General features: G+C 50.6%; 5 protein-coding genes and 1 tRNA gene. 3 read left to right on the forward strand and 3 right to left on the reverse strand.

Annotation, left to right across the window (positions count from 1 at the left end; all coding sequences use genetic code 11):
• The first annotated feature begins 751 nt into the window (after positions 1-751).
• The 3 genes from WC592_08930 (at position 752) to WC592_08940 (ending at position 3,484) form a co-directional block, all read left to right on the forward strand.
• A complete protein-coding gene (locus WC592_08930; protein MFA4982569.1) occupies positions 752-2,203 on the forward strand; it encodes a saccharopine dehydrogenase C-terminal domain-containing protein in 1,452 nt (483 codons plus the stop codon).
• A 4-nt stretch (positions 2,204-2,207) separates the two neighbouring features.
• On the forward strand, positions 2,208-3,344 hold the full coding sequence (locus tag WC592_08935) for a type III PLP-dependent enzyme (protein ID MFA4982570.1): 1,137 nt from the start codon (positions 2,208-2,210) through the stop codon (positions 3,342-3,344).
• A 63-nt stretch (positions 3,345-3,407) separates the two neighbouring features.
• Positions 3,408-3,484 (forward strand) — tRNA-Met (locus WC592_08940).
• A 248-nt stretch (positions 3,485-3,732) separates the two neighbouring features.
• Here WC592_08940 and WC592_08945 read toward each other — a convergent pair.
• The 3 genes from WC592_08945 to WC592_08955 form a co-directional block, all read right to left on the reverse strand.
• Positions 3,733-4,005: a septum formation initiator family protein gene (locus WC592_08945; protein ID MFA4982571.1), complete on the reverse strand. Its 273-nt coding sequence runs from the start codon at positions 4,003-4,005 to the stop codon at positions 3,733-3,735.
• Positions 3,993-5,273, reverse strand: coding sequence for a phosphopyruvate hydratase (gene eno / locus WC592_08950; GenBank protein ID MFA4982572.1), 1,281 nt, complete (start codon positions 5,271-5,273; stop codon positions 3,993-3,995). Before eno ends, WC592_08945 begins: the two co-directional genes overlap by 13 nt.
• Before the next feature lie 164 nt (positions 5,274-5,437).
• Positions 5,438-5,547 (reverse strand): phosphoribosylglycinamide formyltransferase (locus tag WC592_08955; protein ID MFA4982573.1); only part of this gene is annotated, 110 nt, incomplete at its 5' end.

Here is a 5,547-nt window from a genome sequence, read left to right on the forward strand (position 1 = left end):
TATTATGGTGCATAGCCTAACCCTCCTTATATACCGACGAGAATCGGTAGTTGGTGACGGTTCTGTTCTATCACCATCATAAGGATTCGGTTGGGCTTTTTCAATCATAATTTGGACACGAGTGATTAGGCATGTAAATTTGCTGTGGTAAAATTTCGATGGCCTCGTAACCCGGACTGAGGGCATGCTGTTGACAGGTTTACTCGGCCTTGTTTCCCGCCTTCGGCGGGAAGACCGCCATAAGGTATCGAAATTTTACGACATTCGCTTCGGCAACCGCCCGTAAGTTCCGCCATCTGACTAAGCCGAAAAATTCTATCCTGGGGAGCAGGTTAATGAACTCCCTGCTTCTTTCGAGAAAAATTTTTTACCCTCCTCAGGTGGCAGTGCTTTCGGGCGCTGGCTGAAGCGAATTTTAACCTGTCCCCCTCAGCAAAATTTTCCCGCTCTGCTATGGCGACGATGGCAAACCGGCCATGTGGGTTGAGCCGTAAATTTTGATAACGTCTTACAACTACCTAAAGCACTTTAGCGCCATAGTCACCATAAGAACAAGATAGCAGAAATAATTTAAAAAAACTGCAATACCCTTGAGATCAAAATTAGGCGAGGCCCACTGGCCGGTTCGGCCATCGGCGCAAGGGCCAAGCGAAAAATTTTTCCGCACACTTTGCTTGACATAATATGCATCTGCATGTAAAATTGTTGCAGTTAATAAATTTTTTGCTGAAGACTTTTTCATAATAGGAGAATGATGAGAGAATTTAAAAATAAGGTGTTGATCATCGGGTACGGCTCCGTATCCAACTGCACCATACCGATCCTTCTGAAACACATAAAGATCCCACACAAGAACATAACGGTCATAGACTTCGCCGACAAGCGCAAGGCCCTGAAGAAGTGGACGGACAAGGGCGTCAAATATTTCCAGGAAAAGATAACCCCCCTCAATATATCGAAAGAACTCTCGAAGTATGTCGCGCCGGGCGGGCTTATAATCGACCTGGCGTGGAACATAGGCTGTCCCGATATCCTGAACTGGTGCCACGACAATAAGGTGCTTTACGTAAATACTTCCGTTGAGGAGTGGGACCCGTACGCCGACATCCACAACAAGACGCCACTGCAGAAATCGCTCTATTACCGCCAGATGCAGATCCGGACCATGACCGCGAAGTGGAATAACTGCACCACCGCCGTCCTCGATCACGGGGCTAACCCGGGACTTATCTCCCATTTCGCCAAAAAAGGTATAGTCGATATCGCCGAGAAATACCTGCGGGATAAGACCGTGCCGAAAGGCACAAAATCCAACATCGAGCGCTACCTCCACGACCGGAAATATAACCATCTCGCGATGGAGACAGGCGTTAAGGTCATACACTGCAGCGAGCGGGACACGCAGATCACCAACAGGCCCAAAGAGGTCGACGAATTCGTCGGGACCTGGTCTATCGAAGGCTTGAGGGAAGAAGGGATATCGCCGGCCGAGATGGGATGGGGAACCCACGAAAAAGAACTTCCGCCGCACGCCTATGTGCCGCACTATGGACCGAGGAACCAGATATTCCTGCCCCAGATGGGCATGAACACATGGGTCAGGTCGTGGATACCGCACCAGGAGATCGTCGGCATGGTGATACGACACGGGGAGGCTTTCGGCATCTCCGACTGCCTTACTGTATGGAAGGGCGACGACGCCATTTACCGTCCGACGGTCAACTACGCCTATATGCCCTGCCACGAGACGATATCGAGCCTGCATGAGTTAAGATGCAGAAGTTACGAGCTCCAGCCGAAACAGAGGATAATGTCCGATGAAATCAAGACCGGCGACGACATACTCGGCGCCCTTATAATGGGGCATAAATACAATTCGTGGTGGACGGGAAGCGTCCTTTCGATAGAGGAATCGAGGCGGCTCGTGCCCCACCAGAACGCGACGACGATGCAGGTGGCCATAGGCATAGTCTCCGCCATAACGTGGATGATCGACAATCCCAATAAGGGCGTATGCCTGCCGGATGACCTGCCGTACGATCATATATTGAATATCGCGAAGCCTTACCTGGGAAAATTTGTTTCCGAAGCGTCGGACTGGACGCCGGCAAAGAACTACCAGGTATTCTTTAAAGAGAACCCGGGCGCGTACCTCAACACCAGGAACTTATGGTGTTTCAATAATTTCCTGTTCAGGGATTGATGAGATGACATACACCGAAAGGCTGAAAAAAATATCGAAAAAACACGGGACGCCGGTATTCATCATAGACCACGCGAAGATACGGGCCAATTACCGCGAGTTCAGGAAGGCGCTCCCGCGCGTCCAGGCCTACTACGCCGTAAAGGCTAACTCGAATCCGGAGATAGCTAAGACGCTCTATAAGATGGGCGCCAGTTTCGACGTCGCATCCTTTCCGGAGTTCATGATCGTATATCAGAATATAAAACGCTTAGGTAAGAAGGCGCGGCAGGATTTCATATGGGACAAGGTCATATACGCCAACACCATAAAACGGATCGAGACGCTGCATGAGCTCGACCCGTACAAACCCCTCGTAACGTATGACAACGTCGATGAACTGAAGAAGATAAAGGCCCACTGTCCGCACGCGGGGCTTGTACTCAGGATCCGCGTCCCGAATACCGGTTCTATGGTAGAGCTCTCTTCGAAATTCGGCGCCCATCCCGGCGAGGCCGTCGACCTGATACTCGAGGCGTTTAAAACGGGTCTCATAGTCGAAGGGATAAGCTTTCATGTCGGCAGCCAGTGCAACAACTTCGAGAATTACATGCAGGCGCTGCAGCTTACCGCATCCATATTAAGGGAATCGGCCTCCCGCGGCCACAGGATCAACATAATCGATATAGGCGGCGGATTCCCGGTGAAGTACCACAGCAAGGTCAAGTCTTTCCAGACGCTTGCCAAGAAATTGAACGCCGAATTCAACAGGCTCTTCCCGCCAAGCATCGAGATACTGGCCGAGCCGGGCCGTTTCATGGTGGCCAATGCCTGCACCCTGGTGACTAAGGTGATCGGCAAGGCCGTCCGGGACGGCAAACCATGCTACTACCTCGATGACGGCGTATACCACACATTCTCAGGGCAGGTCTTCGATCACTGCCAGTACCCATTGAAAGCGTTCAAAGACGGCGAAAAGAAGGTATCTGCCGCGTTCGGCCCCACCTGCGACGCGTTCGATACCATTTCCGTAGCCGAATACCTCCCGGACCTTGAAATAGGCGACCTTCTGTATGCCGAGAATATCGGCGCCTATTCGATAGCCTCTTCTACGTATTTTAACGGCTTCCCGCCGGCGAAAGTTATCCACATTAACAGGTAGATCCGACCTATTCCAAAATAACTATTGCATAATAGGGCTGTTCTGGTATAATAAAACCCACATTGCGGGGTGGAGCAGCCTGGTAGCTCGTTGGGCTCATAACCCAAAGGTCGTCCGTTCGAATCGGACCCCCGCTACCAATAAAAACCTAACCCTGCCCAAACTGGGCAGGGTTTTTATATCAAAGGGAAAAACGTAGTTTTTCCCTTATGACGCTCGCACTTCTACTGGCATATCCTCAAGTGCTCGCTGTATCCCTTTTCCTATAAGTGCCCTTATGGATTCTACAGAACATTCTATATAAAAAGAGAAGGAGAAATTCTCTCCTTCTCTTTTTAATCTTATCTACTCTATAGTTGTGTCGTTAAAACGACCTGAATATAAGCTATTATTTCCTGCTCGAGGGCTCTTTTAATACTATTTCACCCTTCCTGACGACGCCTATCTTCTCGCGGGCGCGCTTTTCGATGTAACCGATGTCGGTCTCGAGACGGTGCTTTTCCTCTTCCAGCCGTTTATTCTCTTTTCTTACGGCCTCTATCTTTTCCTCAAGCTTCCTGTTCTTATATCTTAGCTCCTGATACTTGGCGAACGGAGGCAGGAAGACTAAGACCAGAGCCGCTATGATGAGATGCGTTTTTTTCGACCTTATTTTCGCCATATGGCTTTGCCATACACACTCTTCTTGCCGAGCTCCTCTTCTATGCGCAGCAGCTCGTTGTATTTGCAGATCCTCTCGGAACGGCACGCGGACCCCGTCTTGATCTGGCCGGTATTCATGCCGACTACCAGGTGGGCTATCGTCGTGTCCTCGGTCTCGCCCGAGCGGTGCGATACGACTGCGGTATAACCTTGCGACCTGGCAAGGTCTATCGCGTCGAGCGTCTCGGTAAGCGTGCCTATCTGGTTTAATTTTATAAGAATGGAGTTTGCTACCTTCTTCTCTATCCCCATCCGGAACCTCTTCACGTTCGTGACGAATAGGTCATCGCCTACAAGCTGTATCTTCTTCCCGAGCTTGTCCGTCATCTTTTTCCAGCCGTCCCAATCGTCTTCCGCCAGACCGTCCTCTATCGAGACTATCGGGTACTTCCCCACCCACCGGCTGTAAAATTCTATCATGTCGCCGCTTGAGTTGTCCTTCTTCGGTTCGGCTTCGAGTATATAGCTGCCGTTCTCAAAGAACGAGCTCGCAGCCGGGTCGAGGGCTATCGAAACGTCTTTACCTGCCTTGTAGCCGGACCTGTCTATCGCGGCAAGTATTACCTCCACCGCCTCTTCGTTCGACCTGAGGTCAGGGGCAAAACCGCCTTCATCGCCCACCGCCGTGGAGAGCTTCTTGTCGTGAAGTATCTTTTTCAGGTTATGGAATACCTCCGCGCCCCACCTTAACGCCTCTTTGAAAGAGGAAGCGCCGATAGGCATTATCATGAACTCCTGCAGGTCGACGTTATTGTCGGCATGCGAACCGCCGTTCAATATATTCATCATGGGGATCGGCAGGACCTTGGCCTTGTTCCCCCCTATATACTTGTATAGCGGCATGCCTTTGGAACATGCGGCTGCCTTTGCCATCGCAAGAGAAGCCCCGAGTATCGCGTTCGCGCCGAGCCTGCCTTTGTTGGGCGTGCCGTCCAGGTCTATCATGAGCTGGTCGAGCTCCCCCTGTTTCAGCGCGTCTTTCCCTTTCAGCGCCTTCTTTATCTCGCCGTTAACGTTAGCGACTGCCTTGGTCACGCCTTTGCCGAGATACCGCGACTTGTCGCCGTCGCGCAGCTCCACAGCCTCGTGCTCACCGGTCGACGCTCCGCTCGGGACAGCGGCCCTCCCGAAAGAACCGTCCTGCAGTACCACATCCACCTCGACCGTCGGATTTCCCCTCGAGTCGAGTATCTCTCTGGCTGTTACGTCTTTGATATTCGTATTCATCCCACTACCTTCTTTCTACTTTGTGTAATGTGTAAAGTGTAATGTTTAATGTTAGTTTAAAGTAACTATGTGTAATGGAAAATTCTCTTCCATTACACAATAATCCATTACACCCGCATTACACATTACACATATAACATTACACAAAAGTGTTAAAAAATTAATTATACTATTCTTACTCTCCTACCCTCTATCTTCAGTCTCCCCTCGACAAACAGCTTTATCGCTTCGGGGAATATCCTGTGCTCTTCCTTATGGACGCGCTCAAGAAGCG

The organism is Candidatus Omnitrophota bacterium (assembly GCA_041648975.1).
Lineage (GTDB): Bacteria > Omnitrophota > Gorgyraeia > 2-01-FULL-45-10 > 2-01-FULL-45-10 > JAQUSE01.